20 protein-coding genes are annotated in these 20,513 nt (G+C 64.5%); 7 read left to right on the top strand and 13 right to left on the bottom strand.

All coding sequences use genetic code 11. The features are described from left to right. Positions 1 to 5 precede the first annotated feature (5 nt). The 6 genes from B9Y97_RS15740 to B9Y97_RS15715 all read right to left on the bottom strand — a co-directional run bounded on the left by B9Y97_RS15740 (position 6) and on the right by B9Y97_RS15715 (position 5,014). The gene (locus tag B9Y97_RS15740; RefSeq protein ID WP_085527636.1) at positions 6 to 854 is read right to left on the bottom strand and encodes an ATP-binding protein; all 849 of its coding nucleotides are present in this window, start codon (positions 852 to 854) and stop codon (positions 6 to 8) included. Continuing rightward, positions 851 to 1,906, bottom strand: coding sequence for a twin-arginine translocase subunit TatC (gene tatC, locus B9Y97_RS15735; RefSeq protein ID WP_085527635.1), 1,056 nt, complete (start codon positions 1,904 to 1,906; stop codon positions 851 to 853). The genes B9Y97_RS15740 and tatC overlap by 4 nt, the downstream gene beginning before the upstream one ends. Continuing rightward, positions 1,903 to 2,667: a Sec-independent protein translocase protein TatB gene (gene tatB / locus B9Y97_RS15730; protein ID WP_085527634.1), complete on the bottom strand. Its 765-nt coding sequence runs from the start codon at positions 2,665 to 2,667 to the stop codon at positions 1,903 to 1,905. Before tatB ends, tatC begins: the two co-directional genes overlap by 4 nt. Positions 2,668 to 2,688: 21 nt before the next feature. Then, complete coding sequence (tatA, locus tag B9Y97_RS15725) at positions 2,689 to 2,904, bottom strand: twin-arginine translocase TatA/TatE family subunit (protein ID WP_085527633.1); 216 nt, start codon at positions 2,902 to 2,904, stop codon at positions 2,689 to 2,691. Positions 2,905 to 3,015: 111 nt separating this feature from the next. Next, on the bottom strand, positions 3,016 to 4,119 hold the full coding sequence (locus tag B9Y97_RS15720; RefSeq protein WP_085527632.1) for an ABC transporter ATP-binding protein: 1,104 nt from the start codon (positions 4,117 to 4,119) through the stop codon (positions 3,016 to 3,018). Positions 4,120 to 4,234: 115 nt separating this feature from the next. Then, a complete protein-coding gene (locus B9Y97_RS15715; RefSeq protein WP_085527631.1) occupies positions 4,235 to 5,014 on the bottom strand; it encodes an SDR family oxidoreductase in 780 nt (259 codons plus the stop codon). A gap of 236 nt (positions 5,015 to 5,250) precedes the next feature. Between B9Y97_RS15715 and B9Y97_RS15710 the strand changes: the two genes are divergently transcribed. The 4 genes from B9Y97_RS15710 to B9Y97_RS15695 all read left to right on the top strand — a co-directional run bounded on the left by B9Y97_RS15710 (position 5,251) and on the right by B9Y97_RS15695 (position 9,758). Next, positions 5,251 to 6,270, top strand: a complete 1,020-nt coding sequence (locus tag B9Y97_RS15710) for a Hint domain-containing protein (RefSeq protein WP_085527630.1) — start codon at positions 5,251 to 5,253, stop codon at positions 6,268 to 6,270. A gap of 123 nt (positions 6,271 to 6,393) precedes the next feature. Continuing rightward, entirely contained in the window at positions 6,394 to 8,007 is a 1,614-nt protein-coding gene (locus tag B9Y97_RS15705; protein ID WP_085527629.1) for a peptide chain release factor 3, read from the top strand. Between the two features lie 69 nt (positions 8,008 to 8,076). After that, positions 8,077 to 9,207: a DNA cytosine methyltransferase gene (locus B9Y97_RS15700; protein ID WP_085527628.1), complete on the top strand. Its 1,131-nt coding sequence runs from the start codon at positions 8,077 to 8,079 to the stop codon at positions 9,205 to 9,207. Further along, complete coding sequence (locus tag B9Y97_RS15695) at positions 9,204 to 9,758, top strand: GIY-YIG nuclease family protein (protein ID WP_254900941.1); 555 nt, start codon at positions 9,204 to 9,206, stop codon at positions 9,756 to 9,758. Before B9Y97_RS15700 ends, B9Y97_RS15695 begins: the two co-directional genes overlap by 4 nt. Before the next feature lie 14 nt (positions 9,759 to 9,772). Here B9Y97_RS15695 and hisI read toward each other — a convergent pair whose 3' ends face one another. Further along, on the bottom strand, positions 9,773 to 10,132 hold the full coding sequence (gene hisI / locus B9Y97_RS15690; RefSeq protein WP_085527626.1) for a phosphoribosyl-AMP cyclohydrolase: 360 nt from the start codon (positions 10,130 to 10,132) through the stop codon (positions 9,773 to 9,775). A gap of 64 nt (positions 10,133 to 10,196) precedes the next feature. Here hisI and B9Y97_RS15685 point away from each other — a divergent pair, with 64 nt between their 5' ends. Both B9Y97_RS15685 and B9Y97_RS15680 read left to right on the top strand, forming a co-directional pair. After that, positions 10,197 to 10,655 carry an iron-sulfur cluster assembly scaffold protein gene (locus B9Y97_RS15685; protein ID WP_085527625.1) on the top strand — a complete coding sequence of 153 codons (459 nt, stop codon included), beginning with the start codon at positions 10,197 to 10,199 and terminating at the stop codon, positions 10,653 to 10,655. Between the two features lie 52 nt (positions 10,656 to 10,707). Further along, entirely contained in the window at positions 10,708 to 12,111 is a 1,404-nt protein-coding gene (locus B9Y97_RS15680) for a methyl-accepting chemotaxis protein (protein ID WP_254900940.1), read from the top strand. Between the two features lie 162 nt (positions 12,112 to 12,273). Here the strand turns inward: B9Y97_RS15680 and B9Y97_RS18390 are convergent, their stop codons facing one another. From B9Y97_RS18390 to B9Y97_RS15660, 5 genes are all read right to left on the bottom strand, one after another. Continuing rightward, positions 12,274 to 12,396 carry a hypothetical protein gene (locus tag B9Y97_RS18390; protein ID WP_254900939.1) on the bottom strand — a complete coding sequence of 41 codons (123 nt, stop codon included), beginning with the start codon at positions 12,394 to 12,396 and terminating at the stop codon, positions 12,274 to 12,276. 128 nt (positions 12,397 to 12,524) lie between these two features. Continuing rightward, positions 12,525 to 14,615 (bottom strand): ATP-dependent DNA helicase RecG, encoded by a 2,091-nt coding sequence (gene recG / locus B9Y97_RS15675; protein WP_085527623.1) that lies wholly within the window; start codon positions 14,613 to 14,615, stop codon positions 12,525 to 12,527. After that, positions 14,612 to 17,212, bottom strand: a complete 2,601-nt coding sequence (gene ligA, locus B9Y97_RS15670; RefSeq protein WP_139828443.1) for an NAD-dependent DNA ligase LigA — start codon at positions 17,210 to 17,212, stop codon at positions 14,612 to 14,614. The genes recG and ligA overlap by 4 nt, the downstream gene beginning before the upstream one ends. 239 nt (positions 17,213 to 17,451) lie before the next feature. Further along, the gene (gene ctrA, locus B9Y97_RS15665; protein ID WP_085527621.1) at positions 17,452 to 18,165 is read right to left on the bottom strand and encodes a response regulator transcription factor CtrA; all 714 of its coding nucleotides are present in this window, start codon (positions 18,163 to 18,165) and stop codon (positions 17,452 to 17,454) included. Between the two features lie 96 nt (positions 18,166 to 18,261). After that, a complete protein-coding gene (locus B9Y97_RS15660; protein ID WP_085528303.1) occupies positions 18,262 to 18,540 on the bottom strand; it encodes a CtrA inhibitor SciP in 279 nt (92 codons plus the stop codon). A gap of 122 nt (positions 18,541 to 18,662) precedes the next feature. Here B9Y97_RS15660 and mnmA point away from each other — a divergent pair, with 122 nt between their 5' ends. Then, entirely contained in the window at positions 18,663 to 19,808 is a 1,146-nt protein-coding gene (mnmA, locus tag B9Y97_RS15655) for a tRNA 2-thiouridine(34) synthase MnmA (RefSeq protein WP_085527620.1), read from the top strand. A 117-nt stretch (positions 19,809 to 19,925) separates the two neighbouring features. Here the strand turns inward: mnmA and B9Y97_RS15650 are convergent, their stop codons facing one another. Beyond that, a complete protein-coding gene (locus B9Y97_RS15650) occupies positions 19,926 to 20,441 on the bottom strand; it encodes an outer membrane protein (RefSeq protein ID WP_085527619.1) in 516 nt (171 codons plus the stop codon). Positions 20,442 to 20,513: the final 72 nt, after the last annotated feature.

Genomic DNA, 20,513 nt, shown 5'->3' with positions numbered 1-20,513 from the left:
CGCCGTCAGCCGCGCGGCATCGCCACGCCGCGCCGCCCGGCGAGATCGGTGACGTATTGCCAGGCCACCCGGCCCGAGCGCGCGCCGCGCGTGGCCTGCCACTCGATCGCCTCGGCGCGCAAGGACGCGTCGTCGATCGAGATCCCGAAGGCATCGGCATAGCCCCGGATCATGGCAAGATACTCATCCTGCGAACAGGGGTGGAAGCCGAGCCAGAGCCCGAAGCGATCGGAAAGCGAAACCTTTTCCTCCACCGCTTCACCGGGGTTGATCGCAGTGGAGCGTTCGTTCTCGATCATGTCGCGCGGCATCAGGTGGCGGCGGTTGGAGGTGGCGTAGAACACCACGTTGCCGGGCCGCCCCTCGATGCCACCGTCGAGCACCGCCTTGAGGCTCTTGTAATGCTCGTCGTCATGGCTGAACGACAGATCGTCGCAAAACAGCAGGAACCGCTGCGGCGCGCCGCGCAGATGGGCCAGGAGGCGGCCCACGCTCGGCAGGTCTTCGCGTTGCAACTCGATGATCTTGAGCGGGAAACCCTCGCCGTTCACCGCCGCGTGCACCGCTTTCACCAGCGACGACTTGCCCATGCCGCGCGCGCCCCAGAGCAGCGCGTTGTTGGCTGGCAGGCCGCGGGCGAAGCGGCGGGTATTGTCGAGCAGGGTGTCGCGCGACCGGTCGATGCCGACAAGGAGCCCGATATCGACCCGGCTCACCTCGTCCACCGGCTCCAGCCGGTCCGGCGCGACATGCCAGACAAAGGCCTCGGCCGCCGTGAAGTCGGGCGTGGCGAGCGGTGCCGGGGCGATCCGCTCAAGCGCCTCGGCGATGCGGGTCAGGAGCGCTTCGGTCATGAACCCTTCTTCGGCTCGTCGTCCGCATCCGGTTCGCCGCCCTTGCCGCCATCGCCGGTGTCGTCGCCGGGGGTGTCATCGTCGATTTCCCAGACGCTCTCGTCACCGTGTTCAGCGGCGTCTGCGGCCTCTTCTTCGTCATCGAACTCTTCGAAGATCGGGTCGTTCTCGGTGTCTTCGTCGTCCTCGAACCAGAGCCCTTCGGCCTTCAATTCCGCCTCGCGCTTCTTCTCGAAGCGGCGCACCAGCAGGATCGACACCTCGTAGAGACCGTAGACCACCACGAAGAGGATCACCTGGGTGATCACGTCGGGCGGGGTGACAACGGCGGCGAGCACGAGAATGCCGACAACGGCGTATTTGCGCACGCCCGCGAGGCCGGCGGAGGTGGCAAGCCCCGCCCGGCCCATCAGCGTGAGCAAAACCGGCAGCTGGAACGACAGTCCGAAAGCCACGATCAGTTTGAGCGTGATGTCGAGGGTTTCGTTCACCTTGCCTTGAAAGACGATGTCGATGCCCTTCTCAGTGCCCGGCTTCAAGAGTTCCACGCCCTCGTCGGCCTCGGGATCGAAGAAGGCGGTGAAGATCGAGGCAGTATCGGCAAAGCCGAGAAAAAAGCTCATCGCCATCGGAGTGACGACGAGATGGGCGAACGCGGCCCCGGCGAGAAACATCGCGGGCGAGGCGATCAGGAAGGGCAGGAATGCCGCCTTTTCAGTCTTGTAGAGGCCGGGGGCGACAAAGCGCCAGAGCTGGTTGGCGACGAAAGGGAAGGAGATCATCAACCCCGCCACCATCGCGATGCGGATCAGCGTGAAGAAGTATTCCTGCGGCGCGGTATACTGCATCACCGGGTTGGGGTTGCCCAGCGCGCGCATGCTCACTTCGATCGGCACCAGCAGCCAGTCGAGAAGCGTGCCCGCGAAGACGAAGGCGATCACGAATCCCACGATGAAATAGAGCACCGCGCGGATCAGGCGGGTGCGCAATTCGGCAAGGTGTTCGATCAGCGGCGCGGAGCTGTCTTCGATCTCGTCATCGGTGCGGCTCATGCGTCGTCGGCCTTGTCAGGAGTTTGTGCCCCGGTCTTGGTTGCCGCGGGTCGCGCCTTGGTCGTGCGGGCGGTCGTCGCCTTGGCGGCGGGCTTGCGAGCAGCGGGTTTCGCCGCGGCAGGCTTCTTTGCCGACGCAGGCTTTTCGGTCGCCGCCTTTTTCGCCGCCGGCTTTTTCGTCGCCGGTGCCTTTGCTGCAGGTTTCGCGGGCGCATCATCTTGCGCCGGCACCTCACCTCCGGTGTCGGTCTTGGCAGCCGGCGCAGGCTTGGGCGTGGGTTTCGGCCGCTCCGGCGGCTTGCCCTTCACCGGCTTCTTCGCGGTTCCGGCAGCCGCCTTTTCTGCCGCTTCGCGGTCGAGCCGGGCTTGCCCCGCTTTCCGGGTGGCCTCGCGAATTTTCGCGATATCGGCCTCGCGGTCCGGGTCGAGCCCCTTCGAGATCGCTTTCTCGCTGGTCTCGCCATCCTTCGGCTTCGATGGCTTGGTCGGATCCCATTTCTCGAAGGAATCGGCGGCCTCGTTGAGCTTGTCGAGCCCGTAGCTGCGCGGGTTGGCAAGGCCCTTGAGCTCCTTCGACGCCTCGCGCATGCCGCTCTCGTCCGCGGCGGCGTTCATCGCGGAGGTGAACTCCCGTCCGAGCGAGCGCAACCGGGCCGTGAACCGCCCGAGCGTGCGGAACATACCCGGCAAGTCCTTCGGCCCGACCACGATCAACGCGACGACGCCGATGACCAGAAGCTCGGTGAATCCGATATCGAACATGGGCGATCCCCCGGGATCAGATCAGACGTCGGTCTTGTCCTTGTCCTTCTCCGGGGTGACGTCCTTGGCATCGGCCGCCGCCTGATCTTCGACTTCCTTTTTGCCTTCATCGATCCCCTTCTTGAAAGAAGTGATCCCCTTGCCGACTTCACCCATCAAGGAGGCGATCTTGCCGCGCCCGAAGAGGACGAGGACAACAACCGCAATCAGCAAGACTTGCCATGGCCCAAGAGACATTCGCTTTCCTTTCGCGGAACGTTTTTCAAACTCCCGCCCGTATCTATTGCTTCGAGGCGAAAGTTCAAAGCCCCAAAGCGGCACGACGCGCAAGAAAATGCCGGTGCGGCCTCAACCGGCGCGCTTGCGCCAGTTCTTTTTTGGGACCACCGGGAACACGAAACAGCGATCGCGGCGGATCGCGATCCACAGATGCGTGCCGGGTTTCGGCAAAAAGACACTGGGGACGGTGGCCTTGAGCATCGACCCGTCGAAATCCATCCGGAATTCCACCAGGCTTTCCTTGCCGATGAACCGCGCACGCTCCACCACGCCCTTCGCCCAGACCCCGTGTTCGGGGCTCGGTGCCGGGCCCTGCCCGCCCCGGTCGAAGTCGATCTTGATGTGCTGCGGGCGGATCACGATCTCGACCTCGGTGCCATCGGCCTGCCCCGGTGCCATGAACTTGCCGAAGGCGGTTTCCGTGAGCAGGCCCTGCACCCGGCCCCGGATCACGTTGATATCGGAGAAGAACGCCGCCGCTTCGCGGTCCACCGGCGCGTTGTAGACATTGTAGGGCGCGCCCTGCTGCACGATCCGGCCATCGCGCATCAGCGCGATCTCGTCGGCCATGCGCATGGCTTCTTCGGGTTCGTGGGTGACGAGCAGAACCGCCGTGGCCTCGTCTTTCAGGATCGCGAGGGTTTCGTCGCGGATCCCGTCGCGCAGCCGGTTGTCGAGGCCGGAAAACGGCTCGTCCATCAGCATGATGCGCGGGCTGGGCGCAAGCGCGCGGGCCAGCGCCACGCGCTGCTGCTCCCCCCCCGAAAGCTCGTGCGGGTAGGCGTCGATGTAGCGCAGGAGCCCGACCTTTTCGAGCAGTTCGCGCACCCTCAGCCGCTTCTCGGTGCGGGTGCCGCCAAGCCCGAAGGCGATGTTGTCGAACACGCTCAGGTGCGGAAACAGTGCGAAATCCTGAAACATCAGTCCGGTGCCGCGCTTTTCGGGCGGCACGAAAAGGCCGGGGGCCACGATGCGCTCGCCGTCGATGCGAATCTCGCCTTCGTCGGGCCAGTCGACCCCGGCGATGATCCGCAAAGTGGTGGACTTGCCGCAACCGGAGGGACCGAGCAGGCAGGTCACCTGCCCCGGCATCACGCTCAGCGAAACATCGCTCACCACCGCGACGCCGCCAAAACGCCGGGTGATGTTTCTCACTTCCAGCCGTGGTGTCATACGCGCGCCGATCCGCCCTTACCCGATCAATCTTATCGGAAATACCAAGTCCCGCCGCCAATAACAGCATATTTTCGCCGCGGGCAAGCCTCGCCGGGGTCGCCGCGCGCCGCAATCAGATCGTCGCGTTGACCTCGCCGCCATCGACAAGAACATTCTGGCCGACGATGAAAGCCGCCTGTTGCGAGCAAAGAAAGGCGCAAGCCGCGCCGAATTCCTCCGGCGTGCCGTCGCGGCCCACCGGGTTTGTCGTCAGCCGTTCGGTCTTCTGGTCTTCAACCGTGAGGCCCTTGAGCTCGGCATTGCGCGCGTCCATCGCGCGGATCCGGTCGGTATCGTGCGAACCGGGCAGCAGGTTGTTGATCGTCACGCCCGAGGCCGCGACCTGCCGCGAAGTGCCGGCCACGAAGCCGGTCAGCCCGGTGCGCGCGGTGTTTGACAACCCCAGCGCCGCCAGCGGGGCCTTGACCGCGCGGCTGGTGATGTTGACGACCCGCCCCCAGCCACGCGCCATCATTCCCGGCACCAGCGCCTGGATCAACGCCACCGGAGTGAGCATGTTGGCATCCACCGCGGCGATGAAATCGTCGCGGGTCCAGTCGGTCCAGACCCCCGGCGGCGGCCCGCCCGCGTTGGTGACGAGAATATCCACCTCGCCCGCCACCGCGAGCACCTTGGCGCGGCCCGCCTCGGTGGTGATGTCGGCTGCCACGGTCTCGACCGGCACGCCGAAGCGCGCGCGGATCTCGGCCGCCGTCACCTCCAGCGCCTGCGCGCCGCGCGCGTTCAGAACGAGGCTCACCCCCTCGCCCGCCAACGCCTCGGCACAGCCGCGCCCAAGCCCTTTCGACGAGGCGCAGACCAGCGCCCTCTTGCCGCGAATCCCGAAATCCATCTGCCGATCTCCCATCCGTTTTTCCCCGGTTATCAAGGTCGTGGCGATTCGCCCATGCCTGCCCCCGGTTTCTGACTGCATGACAATGCCGCGCCTCGGCCGGTTCTGATGCGGCGGCGACGACAATTTTCCATGCCCGGCAAGGGATTGTCACGCCAAGGTAAAGCATTCGTTGACCGCGCCCGGCCCAGGGCATAGGGTTTCGAGGCTGCGGTGGGGCCCGCGCAGGAGCTGTCATGTCGTTTCATCCGATCGAGGCCGATCTGCCAATCCGGCAGCTATCGGTGTTCCGCGCAGAGGCATTCTGCGTGGTGCATGGCGTGAACGAGGGCGATGCGCTCGCCGATGCCGCCGACCTGCTGCATGAAGACGTCTACGCGTTCGACGAGGCGGCACGGCCGCTGCGGTTGGGGCTTTGCACCGATACCGCGCAAGAATTCCGCATCGCCGCCGACAGTGCCACCGGGCAGCCCGGCGCTCCGGTACACCTCGACAGCCTTCTCACCTTCATGGGTCCAGCCGGCGAAACCCGCGAGGCGCTGGTGTTTGTCGAGGTCGATCCTGCGTCGGGAACGATCGCGCAGGTCTATGTGCTGCCGCTGGCTCCGTTCGCGCCCCGCACCGGCTACACCCTCGTCACCATCGAACGCGAGGGCGCGCGCGCCCGTCTTGCCGCCACCGCGACCGTGGCTTTCACCCGGGGCACCCATATCACCATGGCCGACGGCCAGCAGGTGCCGATCGAAAGCATCCGGCCCGGCGACAAGGTGCTGACCCGCGATTCCGGCCCCCAGCCGGTGCGCTGGACCGGGGTGCAAACCCTGCGCGCCACCGGTGCCTTTGCCCCGATCACCATCGCGCCGGGCACCCTCAACAACACCGGGCGGCTGGTGGTCAGCCCCAATCACCGGCTGTTCATCTACCAGCGCGTCGATGCGCTCGGGGCCGGCCGCAAGGAGATCCTCGTCAAGGCCGGTCTGCTGGTGAACGGCTCAAGCGTCACCCAGGATCCGGGCGGCTTCGTGGATTATTTCCAGATCCTGTTCGACAAGCACGAGATCATCTATGCCGAGGGCATCGCTGCCGAGAGCCTGTTTGTCGACACCACCACCCGCCCGGCCCTGCCGGTCGAGGTGGCGCAACGGCTGGCGGATGCGCCCGGCACCCATCGCTTGCCGGGCCACGAGCTGGGCGAGGCCGATCTGGCCTGTCGCGAGAACCCGGTCGACGTTCTCAAGCGGATCTCCGCGCTCTGACCCCGGGCGCATGGCGCGCGTTTCTCGCGCCCCGGCCGATGTTCCGAACCTTGCCGGGCCACGGCACCGGGGCCCGGTGCCACGCGCTTGCCGCTGGCCCCGCCCTCGCCTATATCCGCGCTCATGCTCGACGCACCCAAAGCCAACCGCCCCGCCCTGCCGCCGGAGATCGCCCGGCGCCGGACCTTTGCCATCATCTCGCACCCGGATGCGGGCAAGACGACGCTGACCGAGAAATTCCTGCTCTACGGCGGCGCGATCCAGATGGCGGGACAGGTGCGCGCCAAGGGCGAGGCGCGGCGCACCCGGTCGGACTTCATGCAGATGGAGAAGGACCGGGGCATTTCGGTTTCGGCCTCGGCGATGAGCTTCGATTTCGGCCCCTACCGGTTCAACCTCGTCGACACGCCCGGCCACTCCGACTTCTCGGAGGATACCTATCGCACCCTTACCGCGGTCGACGCCGCGATCATGGTGATCGACGGCGCCAAGGGCGTGGAAAGCCAGACCCAGAAGCTGTTCGAGGTCTGCCGGATGCGCGACCTTCCGATCCTGACCTTCTGCAACAAGATGGACCGCGAGGCACGCGACACTTTCGAGATCATCGACGAGATCCAGGAGATGCTGGCGATCCACGTCACCCCCGCAAGCTGGCCGATCGGGATGGGGCGCGATTTTCTCGGCTGCTATGATCTCCTGAACGACCGGCTCGAACTGATGGACCGCGCCGACCGCAACAAGGTGGCCGAGAGCATCAAGATCGACGGGCTGGATGATCCGCGCCTTGCCGATCATGTGCCACAGCACCTGCTTGACCAGTTGCGCGAAGAGGTCGAGATGGCGCGCGAACTGCTGCCCGCGCTCGACCCCGAGGAGGTGGCGGCGGGGATGATGACGCCGATCTGGTTCGGCTCGGCGATCAACTCCTTCGGGGTGAAAGAGTTGATGGACGGCATCGCTCACTACGGCCCCGAGCCGCAGCCGCAATCGGCAGAGCCGCGCCAGATCGCGCCGGAAGAGGTGCCGGTGTCGGGCTTCGTCTTCAAGGTGCAGGCCAACATGGACGCCAAGCACCGCGACCGCGTGGCTTTCGTGCGGATGGCCTCGGGCCATTTCCGGCGCGGCATGAAGCTCACCCATGTGCGCTCGAAAAAGCCGATGGCGATCACCAACCCGGTGATGTTTCTCGCCTCAGACCGCGAGCTTGCCGAAGAGGCCTGGGCCGGCGACATCATCGGCATCCCCAACCATGGCCAACTCAGGATCGGCGACACGCTGACCGAGGGCGAGGCGCTGCGGGTGACGGGCATTCCGAGCTTTGCCCCGGAGCTTCTGCAAGGCGTGCGTGCGGGCGACCCGATGAAGGCCAAGCACCTCGAAAAAGCGCTGATGCAGTTCGCCGAGGAGGGGGCCGCCAAGGTGTTCAAGCCCGATATCGGCTCGGGTTTCATCGTCGGCGTGGTCGGCGCGCTGCAATTCGAGGTTCTGGCAAGCCGGATCGAGCTGGAATACGGGCTCCCGGTGCGCTTCGAGGCCTCGCAGTTCAAGTCCGCCCGTTGGGTCACCGGCCCCAAGGCTGAGATGGAGCGCTTCGTGAACGCCAACAAGCAGCACATCGCCCACGACAACGACGGCGACGTGGTCTACCTCACCCGCCTGCAATGGGACATCGACCGGGCGGAACGGGACTACCCGGAGCTGACGCTGAGCGCGACAAAGGAGATGCACGGGGAATGAAACAAACTAAGAACGTTGCATAACGAAATCGGCTAAGTAAACTACCAGCAGAGGAAAAGGGAATCGTAGATGCGTTTTGCTGAGTTTTTTGCTGGGGGTGGTATGGCCCGTGCCGCGTTGGGCGCAGACTGGGAATGCGTCCTCGCCAATGACATTGATGCTTTGAAATGCGAGGCATACCGGACCAACTGGGGGGGAGAGGATTTGCTAGAAGGCGATGTCGCCGATCTTGACATTGAAAACCTTCGACAACCGATAGATCTCTATTGGGCTAGCAGCCCTTGCCAAGATTTCAGCTTGGCAGGAAAAGGTGCCGGTTTGAAAGGAAGCCGATCCGGAACGTTTTTCCCTTGGATTAGCAAATTGCGCCAAGCTGTCCGTGAAGGTTATGGCCCTAAGATCGTCGCCTTCGAGAACGTTTCAGGACTCGTGACACGGCGCAAAGGAGAAGACTTTTTTCAGGTCGTTGCTGCCTTTACATCGCTCGGGTATCGCGTTGGCGCAATGGAGATTGATGCGAAGTTCTTTGTTCCTCATAGCCGCAAACGACTGTTTCTTGTCGCTGTCCGGGCTGACATACCGATCGCGGGAACGTTGACGCAGAGTGTTCCGACAGAGCCATTCCACTCGCAAGCAATTAGGAAGTTTGTTTCAAGCCATCCTTCGGTTTCGAAAGAGTGGCTTTGGTGGCGATTGCCTCCCATTCCGGCGAACAACTCATCACTGATCGACATTCTGGATGATCAGTACGACCATAGATGGTTCTCTCTCGAGAAAGTTGACTACTTGCTTTCTATCATGAGCGATACGAACCGCCAGAAAGTGGAAAACGCTCGTTCCGTGGAGCGGCTTGTTGTTGGGACCATATATAAGCGAGGGCGGCCCGACGAAACTGGTCAGGTTCGGCAGCGCGCGGAGGTTCGCTTCGACGGTATCGCCGGATGCTTGCGGACCCCCGCAGGGGGCTCTTCACGACAAACGCTCTTGTTCATTAACGGGGCCGAAACGCGTGCCCGATTGGTATCGCCGAGAGAGGCCGCTCGTCTCATGGGACTGGATGATGGATACGTGCTTCCGGAAAACTACAATGCGGCGTACAAGCTGGCTGGCGATGGCTTGGCGGTGCCCGTCGTACGGTTCCTAGCCGACCACCTGCTTCAACCACTTGTGGTCGAGAATTCGCAAGAGCGACTGGCGTGACCAACCCAATTGCATTTCGCCACAACGCTCTTGCGCAGTTGACCAATGATATAGGCGTCTATGCATTATGTGATCTGGATAATATGCCAGTATATGTCGGACAATCGATTGATGGCATCCGAACCCGAGTGCGTCGGCACCTAACGTCTGCGCGGTCCGACATTATTGCGAACAGACAAATCGATGTTTGGGAGATTGCTTTTGTTCGCGCGTGGCCTGTGAAAAGTGTTTCTGAAATCAATGAGTTGGAGTCATTTCTTTTCGAGCATTTTGACAGCCAAAAACGCTTGATGAACGGCACGACACTGGAGTTTCAAGGTGAAATCGCTCCTGTGCTGCCAGAATCGCAGTCGATCCAAGTCATCCATGAAGAAGAACTTGCAGATCGTCGCCAGCCCGAACTTCGTTTACCTAGGCAGATTTCTCATTACCTCAGCCTCGTCGATTATATCCAGCAGGTGAAGAACAAAGAGCATCTACGGCGTTCTTTGCAGGCACATTTCGAGCGGCTGGTCGCCTATCACAGCAGTTTTCTTTCGACTTCGGAGTGAGGCGCGCCCCGCGCTCAAACCATCGGATCCATGATCACCACCTCGCCGCCGTCGCGCACAGCGGTGTAGAAGCACGAGCGGCGGTTGGTGTGGCAGGCCGGGCCTTCCTGCTCCACCAATGCCAGCAGCGCGTCACGGTCGCAGTCGATGCGCAATTCCACCAGCTTTTGAACATGGCCGGAGGTTTCGCCCTTCACCCAGAAGGCCTGGCGCGAGCGGCTCCAGTAGGTCACGCGCCCGGTTTCCAGCGTGCGCGCCACGGCCTCGGCGTTCATCCAGGCCAGCATGAGCACCTCGCCGCTGGCCGCTTCCTGCGCGATCACCGGCACCAGGCCCGCCTCGTTGTAACGCAAAGTTGCGGGATCGAACCCCATGGCATTCCCTTTCCAAAACCGTGCCCGACCTCTATCTAGAACCTGCAGACCCGAGGGGAAACCCATGACCGACCAAAGCCTCGAACAGCTCTATTCCAAGCGGATCCTCGCGCTCGCGTGCGATATTCCCCATGCTGGCAAGCTCACCGCCGCCGATGCCAGCGTCCGCAAGCGCTCGCCGCTCTGCGGCTCGACGGTAACCGTCGATCTCACCCTGGCCGACGGGAAGGTGGCCGATTTCGCCCAGAACGTGAAGGCCTGCGCCTTGGGGCAGGCCTCGGCCGCGGTGCTCGGTGCAAAGGTGGTCGGGCTCGACCGGGCCACCATCGAGGCCGGGCGGGCGGCGCTGCGCACGATGCTGACGGAAGACGGGCCCACCCCGCCCGCGCCCTTCGAGGCACTCGAAGCGCTGCGCCCGGCGCAGGCCTACAAGAACCGCCACCCCTCGATCCTGCTGGCCTGGGACGCCACGCTCGATGCCTTCGACCAGGCCCGGGCGGTCTCGACCGAAAAGGCGAATTAACCGGGGCGAAACCAGCGCCGGGCCAAACTGCGCGGGAATCAGGAGAACCCGCGTGAAACACGACCCCCAGATGACCCCTGCGCCCGATCCGCGGATCTCGGCCCTCGCCCGCAACGCGGCCGACCTCGGCTTCGAGATCGTCGATTTCTCGGGCTTTCTCGACGAGGTCAACCGCCACGCCGCCGGCCAGCGCGACGCGATCGGCGAAGTCAGCGGTGCCGCGCGCGGGGTGCTTGCGGCCAACACCCGGATGACGGCAGGGCTCGAAGGCCTCGCAACGATCGCCGGCGAAACCCGCGAAACGGTGGCCGGGTCGACGGCCCTGCTGCGCGGCTCGGTCGGGCAGGCGCGCGAGATCGCGGCCTGGGTTCAGGCCTTCTCGCAGCGCATACAAAGCATGGCCGAGGCCCTCTCCGCCGTGCGCGCATCCAATACCGAGATCGCCTCGATCGCGCGACAGGTCAACATCCTCGCGATTAACGCCAAGATCGAGGCTGCGCGCGCGGGCGATGCCGGGCGCGGCTTTGCCGTGGTCGCCGAGGCAATCAACGAGCTGTCGGGGCGTACCGCCGTCGCCGCTGCGGGGATCGGGACGCGCGTGCTCGCGCTCAGCGGCCAGATCACCGAGATGACGCAGGAAACCACCGAGGTTGCCGCCACCGCGAAAGCGATCACCGAGAGCGCCGCGGAGGCCGACCGGGCGGTGGGCAACATCGCCGAAGCCGCCGGTGCCAGCGCCGAACGCACCGGGCGCATCCAGCTCGAACAGGCAAGCGTCAGCACCGCGATCGACCAGTTCCTGCCGGTTTTCAACGCCATCACCGACATGGCAGAGGCCACCTCGCGCGAAGTTGCCGCCGCGACAAAACGGGTGCAGGCACTGGTCGATCGCTCCGAGGCAATGGTGCAGGCCACGGTTTCGCTTGGCGGCGGCACCAAGGATCAACGGTTCATCGAGCGGGTGCAGGCCGATGCCGGGCGCGTTTCCGAGGCCCTCGAACAGGCCATCGCCAGTGGCGAGATCACCATCGACGCCCTGTTCGACCACAGCTATGCGCCGATCCCCGGGACCGACCCCGAACAACTCATGGCTCCGTTCACTGCGCTGACCGACCGGGTGCTGCCGTCGATCCAGGAAGATGCGCTCGGGCTTGACCCACAGGTGGTGTTCTGCGCCGCCGTCGACGTGAACGGCTACCTGCCCACGCACAACGCCCGGTTCTCGCAGCCCCAGGGGCGCGACCCGGTCTGGAACGCGGCGCACGCGCGCAACCGGCGGATCTTCGACGACCGGGTCGGCCTCAAGGCCGGGCGCAGCACCGCGCCCTTCCTCGTGCAGGTGTATCGGCGCGACATGGGCGGCGGCGACTTCGTGATCATGAAAGACGCCTCCGCCCCAATCACCGTGAACGGACGGCACTGGGGCGGATTGCGCCTCGCCTACCGGATCACATGAAAAAACCGCCGCGCTCCGGATGGAGGCGGCGGCCAGTTGTGCGGTCGGTTCCGTGTCCCGGCCGGGACAGAGGCAGTGGCCGGGTGGGAATCAGGCGGTGGGGGCCGCCGGCATCGCGGACAGACGATGCGGGGAACCGGGCAATCCGCAGGCAGAATTCGGTCAGATGATCCCCGGCAGGTACAACCCGCCATAGAGCACCACCATGAGCCCGAGCCCGCCAGCGATATCCTGCCAGATCGTGGCCGAGGACCGGGACAGAACGGATTGGATCTCTTTCAGCATGTCGGGCTCCTGCTCTCGGGGTGCCGGCGTTCCGGCTGTGTTCCTTTGTTAACCTTTTGTTCTCATATCGCCCCGGCGTTTGTAAAGAACTTTTTGAGAACAAAACGGAACTTTTTGGCACTTCCCCCTTAACCGACTGAAATCAAACGAATCCCCTCATCCTGTCGCATCAGCCAGAGCAGCACCCGCGCCGCCTCGCCGCGTTTCGAGGCCAGTTTCGGGTCTTCTCGCAACAGGTTGCGCGCGTCGCTCTGCGCCACTGCCATCAGCGCGGCCTGGGTTTCCAGATCGCCCACGCGGAACCGCGGCAGGCCCGATTGTGCGGTGCCGATCAGGTCACCCGCGCCGCGAATCGCGAGGTCTTCCTCGGCGATGCGAAACCCGTCCTCGGTTTCGCGCATGGTCTGCAACCGCCGCGTACCGCCCTCGGTGAGTGGCGGCTGATAGAGCAGCAGACAGGTGCTTTCCGCCGCCCCGCGGCCAACCCGCCCGCGCAACTGGTGCAACTGCGCCAGTCCGAAATGCTCGGCCCGCTCGATCACCATGATCGAAGCATTGGGCACGTCCACCCCCACCTCGATCACCGTGGTCGCCACCAGCACGCCGGTTTCGCCACGCTGGAACGCCGCCATCGCCGCGTCACGTTCGGCGGGCGGCATCTGGCCGTGCACCAGCCCGACGACGCCCTCGCCCAGCTCCGCGCGCAGCGCCTTGAATCGCTCCTCGGCGGCGGTGAGTTCCGAAACCTCGCTCTCGCCGACCAGCGGGCAGACCCAGTAGGCCTGACGGCCCTCCGCCGTGGCCCGCTTGAGCCGCGCGACCACCTCCGCGATCCGCGCGGTCGAGATCAGCGCGGTGGCGATCGGCTTGCGACCGGGCGGCTTTTCGTCGAGCAGGCTCACGTCCATGTCGCCGTATTGCGCCAGCGCCAGCGAGCGCGGGATCGGCGTTGCCGTCATCACCAGGACGTCCGTCACCGTGCCCTTGGCCCCGAGCCGCATCCGCTCGGCCACCCCGAACCGGTGCTGTTCATCGACCACGGCAAGGCGCAGATCGTGATAGCCCACGTCGTCCTGGAACACCGCGTGGGTGCCGACGAGAATATGAATGTCGCCGCGTTCCAGCGCCGCGAGCTTGGCCTTTCGCTCGGCCCCCTTGTCGCGTCCGGTGAGCAGTTCCACCACCACCTCCGCGGCTTCCGCCAGCGGCCGGAGCGCGGCGAGATGCTGGCGCGCGAGGATCTCGGTGGGGGCCATCATCACCCCCTGCCCGCCCGCCTCCACCGCCACCAGCAGCGCCATGAACGCCACCAGCGTCTTGCCCGCGCCGACGTCGCCCTGCAACAGCCGGTTCATCCGCAGCCCTGCGCCCATGTCGGCGGCGATCTCCTCCATCGCGCGGGCCTGCGCCCCGGTCGGCGCATAGGGCAAGGCCGCCAATACCTTCGCGCGCAGCCGCCCGTCGCCCTGGCTCACCCGGCCCTTGCCGCGCCGCACCCGGGCGCGGGCTAGCGCCAGCGTGAGCTGGTGGGCGAAAAACTCGTCATAGGCCAGCCTGCGCCGCGCCGGGGCCTGCGGCGAGAGATCGTCGGCCCCCTCGGGACTGTGCGCCGCCGCCACCGCCTCGTGCCAGGCGGGCCAGTGCTCGCGCGCGAGCAGCGCCGGATCGACCCATTCGGCAAGCGGTTTCACCCGCGCCAACACCTCGCCCACCGCCCGCATCATCAGCCGCGGGGTGATCCCGGCGGCGAGGTGATAGACCGGCTCGAAATCGGGGATCTGGTCGGACTGTCCGGGCCGCAGGATGTAGTCGGGATGCACCATCTGGGCGACGCCGTCGAACAATTCGACCTTGCCCGAGACCAGCCGACGCTGACCGGTTGGAAGCTGCCGGGTCAGCCAGTCGCCCGAGGCGTGAAAAAAAACTATCTGGAAGGTGGTGAGCGCATCGCGCGCCTCGACGCGGTAGGGCCCGTTGCGGGTGCGCGGCGGGATGTGGCGGCCGACCTCAACCTCGACCGTCACCGTCGCCGGCGGGGTCACCTCCTGCACGCTGGCGCGAAACCGCCGGTCGACGCCGCTATAGGGCAGCGCGAACAGCAGGTCGCGCGGTTGGGTGATGTCAAGCGTGGCGAAAGCACGCGCGGTTTTCTCGCCAATGCCGCCGAGGGTTTCAAGCTCCGCGAAGAGCGGAAACAGGATCTCGGGCCGGCCTGTCATGATGCACCGATGAGGGCGAGCCAGCCGTCTTCGTCGATCGTCTCGACGCCGAGTTCGGAAGCCTTCTTCGCCTTCGATCCGGCCCCGGGACCGGCGATCAGCAGATCGGTCTTGGCGCTGACCGATCCGGCCACCTTCGCCCCCAGGGCCTCGGCGCGGGCCTTGGCCTCGGCGCGGGTCATCTTCTCGAGCGTGCCGGTGAAGACGAGGGTCTTGCCGAAAATCGAGCTTTCAGTGTCAATCGATTGGACGAACTCTTTCGGCTCAACCTGTTTCAACAGTCTTCGAATTTCATTTTTGTTTTCGTCGTTCTCGAGAAAACGAATGATCGAATCCACCACTACTTGCCCGCGCCCCACCAACGGTAGAAGCAAAGAGCAAACTTTCGAATCTTCTTCGACGTGTTTCTCAAGTATCTTGGAAGCAAGGCTCCAACCGCCGATGTGGTGGCTTGACGCCGTGGACACGGCACTACTCCCTCTGGGATTGGCCCACAGCTCCTCCGGCCGACTGGCGTGCAGTAGGGAAGATAGACGGCTCCACCGAAAGCGTAGCGCGTCTGCTTTCTCCCGCAGCGTTTCCGCGAAATTCGCTATATTCCCAAATTCGGAAAGTGCCTTTTCGTACTTGTCTGGGTACGATTTCGTGTTTTTGAAAGTCCTTTCGAAGATTTGGGCGGCCTGGTCACCGCTGATATCATCCAAGCGACGCCCCAAGACCGTCCGTAGGTTCCCAAGCAAACCAATCCCGGCTACTCCCTTGAATTTGAACAATTCATTCCAGAAATCCAATTCAAATTCCCGCAGTTCATTCACCGTTTCGACTACTTCCAACCATCTAACATCGCCCCGTCTTCCTGCGACATCCCAAGTTTCCTTGGCCAATTCGATGCGCGCCCTCCTGACGTCTTCGTTAGTCTTTTCAATTGCTGCCCACGTGCCGTGGTATTTGGCCAAGTCCCTAGCGATCTCTTCGCCGACATTGGGAATACCGAGAGCGAAAATGAACCTGGGTAATTCCACACTTCTGCGCTGGTCAATGGCACCAAACAGGTTGGTCGCTGATATTTCACCCCAACCCTCAAGTTCCCTAAGCGCGTTGCCATACTGCGACTCCAAGAGAAAAATATCGGAGGCATGTTCAACCCAACCCAGATTGTAGAACATCTCGACCTGTTTCGCCCCGAGACCGTCGATGTCGAAGGCCCCGCGAGAGACGAAATGTTTCAGCTTTTCCACTGCTTGCGCCGGGCAGATCATGCCGCCGGTGCAGCGGCGCACGGCGTCACCCTCCTCGCGCACGGCCTGCGAGCCGCATTCCGGGCAGGTGGAGGGGAAAGCGTAGGGCGCGGCATCCTCGGGGCGCCGGGCAAGATCGACATCGGAGATCTTCGGGATCACGTCGCCGGCGCGGTAGACCTCGACCCAGTCGCCGACGCGGATATCCTTGCCGCCGCGGATCTCGTTGCCCTTGGAATCGCGCCCGGCGATGTAATCCTCGTTGTGCAGGGTGGCGTTCGACACCACCACGCCGCCAACGGTGACCGGGTGCAGCCGCGCCACCGGGCTGAGCGCGCCGGTGCGGCCCACCTGGATGTCGATCGCTTCGAGCCAGGTCCAGGCCTTTTCGGCGGGAAACTTGAAGGCGATGGCCCAGCGCGGCGTGGTCGAGCGGTAGCCGAGCCGGGCCTGAAGCGCGAGGTCGTCGACCTTGTAGACCACGCCGTCGATGTCGTAGGGCAGGGTCGCGCGCTGCGCTTCGATATCGCCGTAGTGCGCCAGCATCTCGTCGCGGCTCTGGCAGCGTTTCGTGAGCGGGTTGGTGGCGAAGCCGAGGCTTGCGAGGCGGTCGATCGCGCCCGACTGGGTATCGGCAAGCGGCGCGCTGATCTCGCCCCAGGCATAGGCGAAAAAATGCAAGGGGCGCGCGGCGGTGATGTTGGCGTCGAGCTGGCGCAGCGAGCCCGCAGCGGCGTTGCGCGGGTTGGCGAAGGTTTTTTGCCCCGCCGCCGCCTGGCGCTCGTTGAGGGCGGCGAAATCGGCGTGGCTCATGTAGACCTCGCCGCGCACCTCCAGAACCTCGGGCGCATCGGTGAGCGATTGCGGAATCTCCGCGATGGTGCGGGCGTTGGCGGTGACGTTCTCGCCCTCCGAGCCATCGCCGCGGGTTGCGGCCTGCACCAGCTTGCCGCCCTCGTAGCGCAGCGAAAGCGAAAGCCCGTCGATCTTGGGCTCGGCGGTATAGGCAAGCGGCGCATCCGGCGCGAGGCCGAGAAAGCTGCGCACGCCGGCGTCGAAATCGGTGAGATCGTGCGCGTCGAAAGCGTTGGCGAGCGAGAGCATGCGAAGGGCGTGGCGCACCTTGGCAAAGCCCGGCGCAGTGGCGGCCCCGACCCTTTCGGTCGGACTGTCGGGGCGTTTCAGATCGGGAAAACGCGCCTCGATCTCCGCGTTTCGCAGCTTGGCGGCGTCATAGGCCGCGTCGGAGATTTCGGGCGCATCCTCGGTATGATAGGCTTGGTTGGCCCGGTCGAGCAGGTCGGCGAGCCGGGCCAGTTCGGCTTCGGCCTGGTGCGCTTCGAGATCCGAAACCGCGATGGAAGAGAAATCACTCTCGGCCACGTCATCCCCCCGGAATTGCCTTCCTCCGGGTTTAGGACGCGGCCCCTGCCCCGTCCAGTGCGAACCGAAATCGCCGGGCCGCCGCAAGGATGGCCCGCGTTGCGGTTTTCGCCCGGTGCGCAGCGCACGATGATGAGCAGGCGGCAGACCGGCCCGGACAGGCCAAACCCGGTGCCGCCGAAGCGGTCACCGGGCCCGGAGGAAACAATCGGCCTTCAGGCGCCCATCGCGAGCGGGCTGTCGATCTGGTCCGGCTCCGGGTCTCGCAGCACGTAGCCGCGGCCCCAGACCGTTTCGATGTAATTGTCGCCATCGGTCGCGCTGGCCAGCTTCTTGCGCAGTTTGCAGATGAAGACGTCGATGATCTTGAGTTCAGGCTCGTCCATGCCGCCGTAGAGGTGATTGAGGAACATCTCCTTGGTCAGCGTGGTGCCCTTGCGCAGGCTGAGCAGTTCGAGCATCTGGTATTCCTTGCCGGTGAGGTGCACCTGCTTGCCCTCGACCTCGACCGACTTGGCATCGAGGTTGACCGCGATCTTGCCGGTGGCGATGACCGATTGCGCATGGCCCTTGGAGCGGCGGATGATGGCATGGATGCGCGCCACCAGTTCCTCGCGGTGGAACGGCTTGGTCATGTAATCGTCCGCCCCGAAGCCGAAGCCCTTGAGCTTGTCCTCGGTATCGTCGGAGCCTGTCAGGATCAGGATCGGTGTGTCGATCCGCGCGCTGCGCAACTGGCGCAGAACCTCGAGCCCGTTCATGTCGGGCAGACCCAGATCGAGCAAGATCAGGTCGTAATCGTAGAGTTTGGCGAGATCGACTCCCTCTTCCCCAAGGTCGGTGGCATAGACATTGAGGTTCGCATGCGTCAGCATCAGCTCGATCGAGCGCGAAGTGGTGGGGTCGTCTTCAACGAGCAGGATGCGCATTGCTTGTCTCCGCTATCAATCCGTTCCGTTGGTAAACACCTTGGCGTGAATAGGTTAACAGCGCGTTACCGTTGCGGAACTTTTAGCGAAAACAATCTAGGGTTGTCTATACTTCTGAACCTGCGTGGCCTTCAACGCCGCCTCGCCATGGCGTTCGACGGCCTGTTGCCATGCGGCGAACTCTTCCTCCGACAAGCCGTAGGTCTTCAGCGCTTCGCCCAGGGGCAAGAGGCCATGGAGCACGCCGCGCACCACCGCGGCCTTGCGGCTGGCAACCCAGCGCCGGGTGTCTGCAGGCGGCAGGTCGGCCCGGGTCATGATCGTGCCATCGGGCAGGCGCACCGCCCGCGGGCCATCGACTTTCTTCAGATACATCGGGCGTTCCTCGTCGTCTGTGCGCATCACAATCACGAAACCGGGTTAAGGCCCGGTGAAGCCCGGCCTTGTTGTTGCTTCGAATTTTCCTATATTGCGACGTTCCAAGCGCGAGCCGATCAATGACAACCCTCACCGAAACCCCGCTGAACACGCTGGGCCTGCCCAAGGCCCCGGCCGATACCCGCGTTGTCGTGGCGATGTCGGGCGGGGTGGATTCGTCGGTGGTGGCGGCGATGCTGAAGGCCGAGGGCTACGACGTGATCGGCGTCACGCTGCAGCTTTACGATCACGGCGCGGCGCTGGCCAAGAAGAACGCCTGCTGCGCCGGGGTCGATATCCACGATGCCCGCCGGGTGGCCGAGGAGATGGGCTTTCCTCATTACGTGCTCGACTACGAGAACATCTTTCGCGAGGCGGTGATCGACGAGTTTGCCGACAGCTACCTCGCCGGCGCCACGCCGGTGCCCTGCATCCGCTGCAACGAGCGCGTGAAGTTCAAGGACCTGCTCGCCACGGCGCGCGATCTCGATGCCGATTGCATGGCGACGGGGCACTATATCCAGCGCTTCGATGGCGCGGATGGTCCGCAGTTGCACAGCGCCGCCGATCCGGCACGCGACCAGTCGTATTTCCTGTTCTCGACCACGCCGGAACAGCTCGCCTTCCTGCGCTTCCCGCTCGGCCACCTGAAAACCAAGGACGAAACCCGGGCGCTCGCGCGCCGCTTCGGCCTGCAGGTTGCCGACAAGCCCGACAGCCAGGATATCTGCTTCGTGCCGAATGGCGATTACGCCAGCGTGATCGAGAAGCTGCGCCCCGGTGCCGGCGCACCCGGCGAGATCGTCGATACCGAGGGCCGGGTGCTGGGCCGCCACGAGGGCGTGATCCACTATACCATCGGCCAGCGCCGCGGGCTCGGCATCGGCGGGCTGACAGACCCGCTCTACGTGGTCAAGCTCGATGTCGACAATGCCCGGGTGATCGTCGGGCCGAAGGAAATGCTCGCCACCCGGATCGTGCCGGTGCGCGAGATCAACTGGCTGGGCGACGCCCCCTTCACCTCGAAGGCAGAATGGCGGCTCGCGGTGAAGGTGCGCTCCACAAGGCCGCCGCGCGAGGCCGTGGTCCGGCCGATCTCGGACACCGAGGCGGAGGTGGAACTGCTCGCGCCGGAGGAAGGCGTGAGCCCCGGACAGGCCTGCGTGTTCTACGACCCCGAGGGCAGCCGCGTGTTTGGCGGCGGCTGGATCTGGCAGGGACGATAACGCCCGAAAGCGGCGCTGCGCCAAGTCGCGACAATGTCCGCAGAGCGCCCGGCAGCAATCGAGCACACGCGAAAGGGGGCGTCGAAACGCCCTCTTTTTCCTGCCCGGGTCGACCGATCAGAACCGGTAGGAAACCGAGACGATGCCCTGGTGGGTGTGCGCCGGAACCCCCGGGTAATAGGAGTAGCGATAGCGCGCGTTCAGAAGAACGTTCTCCGTTGCCTTGACCGACAGGCCGGCACCGCCGGACACGCCGAACTCGTTCGAGAGGTAGGTGCCACCCAGCGTCAGGTGCGGCATAACATTGCCGGCGTCATAGCCGAAGATGGCATCCACCGCCCCCAAATGATCGCCGCCGATAAGGTAGTTGTAGCTCGCCTCGCCACCGAAGACGAACTCGCCGGTGTCGTACAGATAGCCGGCCTGAATCCCGGGACCCCAGAACTGGGTGCCGCCGCCGGTCACCCCGGCGGTCACGTTGGCACCTGCGTAGAAGCCGGTCCAGTCCGAGACAGGCTGGGCGACATCGAATGTCGGCGCGGGTTCCACCACCGGATCGGAGGGGCCGTCCGCGATGGCGGGTACGGCCGCAAGAAGCGCGATGGAGGTTGTTGTGAGAAAACGTCGAAACATGAGACACCTCCTTTTGCAAATTTCTGCAACAAAGCGCCTCATCGCAAGGCGCGATGCCTTGATCAATCATCA

It is taken from the genome of Maritimibacter sp. HL-12 (genome assembly GCF_900177545.1).
GTDB lineage: Bacteria > Pseudomonadota > Alphaproteobacteria > Rhodobacterales > Rhodobacteraceae > Sinisalibacter.
This window is presented reverse-complemented; position numbering and strand designations above follow the sequence as displayed.